The following is a 2000-nucleotide window of genomic DNA, read 5'->3' as shown; positions in this document are numbered from 1 at the left end:
CTCTGCGGCCCGGGCGAGGCGCGGCAGGGCCTTGGTCAGCTGCTTCTCTGCACTGTAGATGTCGGACAGTTCGTGGATGAAAAGGTCTTCAGCGGTCTTGATGGCCATGGTGCGCTCCAGCAGGGAAGGAGCGACGAGGCTATCCCGGCCGGTGTTGGGGTGCGGGGTAGATGCAGTGAACGGCGGATGCGCATCGAGCGCGCAGATGCATGCATTCCCCTCACGCCGGGCACTGGGCGCGCGTCGGAACCAAGCTCAGCGTGGGTCGGCCGCTGCTGCAGAGTGGCCGGTTGCCGCCAGGTGTTCGCCGTCCACCAGGCGCGCATTGCTGACGGCCTGGTGAGAGCCGCACCTTCCGCAGGTCAGCAGCGTGCCCCCTGTCATCCGCTTGAGCTCCGCGTCGGCGCGGGACACGTGGTGGCACTGGTTGCAGCGGAAGGCGATAGCGGTGACCTGATCGATGCAGCCTCGTGCATCGGTCGCGTAGTCCACTGAAAAGACGTAGAAGAGTCCGGTGTCAGGCATGAAGTCGATCTCGCGGGCGGACCTGTTTCATGCCATGGGGCAGCAGTGCATGGCGTGAATCCTTTTCGGGTTCGTTTTCACATTTCACTGAATTGTTCTGTTTCAGGCTGCGCCTGCTGCGCTGCCTCAACCGGCCTTCTGCTACGGTTGGGAGCCCACTGCAGGGAGGTCGAACGTGCCCATCAGAGCCGTTGTATATACCAGCGAGGCAGCAGCGGATATTGCTGCCAGCCGGCTGGGCCAGACCGGGGGCAGGCTGTGCGGAATCGTGGATGACGCAGCACGTTTCAACCGTGATGCCGGCGTCACGGGCGTACTGCTGTTCGATGGCGCGCGCTTTGTGCAATACATGGAAGGCCCGGACGATGGCCTGCAGGTGGCATATTCCCGGGTGCTGGGTGCCAGCAGCCACAGCGGCCTGATCGAACTGCAGCGCGGCAGGGTGGGGCAGAGACGCCTGCCTTTCTGGCCCATGCGTTGGCTGCCGGTGGAACCGACGGAGCTGAGGCGGGTGGCCGGTGCGGACTGGACCGGTTTCGTCCAGCGCGAAGGCACCGCTGCCCCCAACACTACTGCCACGGGCATGGAGCTGCTGCGCGCCCTGGTTGAACCCTATGCCGCCGCACCCAGTACGGAGTCGCCATGACACAAACCACTTTCCACAGCGGACACCACCGCCGGCTGGACGTTCTTGCCGGAGTGTGGGAGACCACCCTCATCGCGCTGCAACCCGACGGCAGCACGGGCGGGGTGTCGTTCGCATCGGACGTTTACACGTGGATGCCCAATGGTCACTTCCTGGTGCATGAGGTCGACGCGATGATGGACGGGCAGCGTGTGCGCTCCACGGAAATCATCGGCGTCGATGTTGAATCCGGTGGTTTCTTCAGCCGCAGCTACGACGCTGATGGTGGCACCAGCGATTTCACTTCACGACTTGATGGCGGCAGGTACACCATCCAGGGCCAGTCCCAGCGGTTCGACGGCGTGATCAGCAGCGACCGGCAGTTGCTGACCGGGGAATGGGAGCATCGGGTCGGCGATGACTGGATACCGTTCGTCCGCATCGTGCTTGAACGGGTCGAGTAGATTCGCTTGTTCCGCGGGCGCCCCCGGATCGGGGGCTTCGCGGCTGGCTGCCCCTAGCGCTTGGGCGGGGGCGGCGCGGCTTCTTTCCCGCGTTCGGCCTCCGGCCCCGAGGCCTGGTCTTCGGAGGCGGCGGTGCCGCTGCCGCCGCCGGGCACGTTGCGCGCCGGCGCGCTGGCCGCTGGCGGGGTTTGCCGAACCGCATCGGCATGTTGTGCCTTATCGGTCGGTTCGCCTTGGTTGCAAGCCGACAATGCCATCGTCGCCACGGCACACAGCAGCAGTACCCGCATGGCCACTCTCCAGAGTAGGAAACCTCTTGTTTCTAGCGTTGAGCGCGTTGTGCGGGCGTGACGGGGGCGGCAGCGCACCGGCTGAAATCTGCCTCT

5 protein-coding genes are annotated in these 2000 nt (G+C 65.1%); 2 read left to right on the top strand and 3 right to left on the bottom strand.

Annotated elements, in window-relative coordinates:
- Both AC1VAN_RS20145 and AC1VAN_RS20140 read right to left on the bottom strand, forming a co-directional pair.
- On the bottom strand, positions 1-108 hold a 108-nt coding region (locus AC1VAN_RS20145), incomplete at its 3' end, for a DUF892 family protein (protein ID WP_480986566.1).
- 147 nt (positions 109-255) lie between these two features.
- Positions 256-525, bottom strand: a complete 270-nt coding sequence (locus AC1VAN_RS20140) for a hypothetical protein (RefSeq protein WP_025874499.1) — start codon at positions 523-525, stop codon at positions 256-258.
- 175 nt (positions 526-700) lie between these two features.
- Between AC1VAN_RS20140 and AC1VAN_RS20135 the strand changes: the two genes are divergently transcribed.
- Positions 701-1171 carry a BLUF domain-containing protein gene (locus AC1VAN_RS20135; RefSeq protein WP_032974704.1) on the top strand — a complete coding sequence of 157 codons (471 nt, stop codon included), beginning with the start codon at positions 701-703 and terminating at the stop codon, positions 1169-1171.
- Positions 1168-1614: a hypothetical protein gene (locus AC1VAN_RS20130; RefSeq protein WP_442251090.1), complete on the top strand. Its 447-nt coding sequence runs from the start codon at positions 1168-1170 to the stop codon at positions 1612-1614. Before AC1VAN_RS20135 ends, AC1VAN_RS20130 begins: the two co-directional genes overlap by 4 nt.
- 53 nt (positions 1615-1667) lie before the next feature.
- Here AC1VAN_RS20130 and AC1VAN_RS20125 read toward each other — a convergent pair whose 3' ends face one another.
- A complete protein-coding gene (locus AC1VAN_RS20125; protein WP_059064236.1) occupies positions 1668-1904 on the bottom strand; it encodes a hypothetical protein in 237 nt (78 codons plus the stop codon).
- Positions 1905-2000 lie beyond the last annotated feature (96 nt).

Source organism: Stenotrophomonas sp. 05L44_2 (assembly GCF_056665995.1).
The sequence above is the reverse complement of the archived record's forward strand: the minus strand, read 5'-3'. Positions and strand labels throughout refer to the sequence as shown.

Bases quoted from the DNA above. Each gene is read 5' to 3' on its own strand.
- AC1VAN_RS20125 (WP_059064236.1), bottom strand. From the start codon at position 1,904: ATGCGGGTACTGCTGCTGTGTGCCGTGGCGACGATGGCATTGTCGGCT.
- AC1VAN_RS20140 (WP_025874499.1), bottom strand. From the start codon at position 525: ATGCCTGACACCGGACTCTTCTACGTCTTTTCAGTGGACTACGCGACC.
- AC1VAN_RS20130 (WP_442251090.1), top strand. From the start codon at position 1,168: ATGACACAAACCACTTTCCACAGCGGACACCACCGCCGGCTGGACGTT.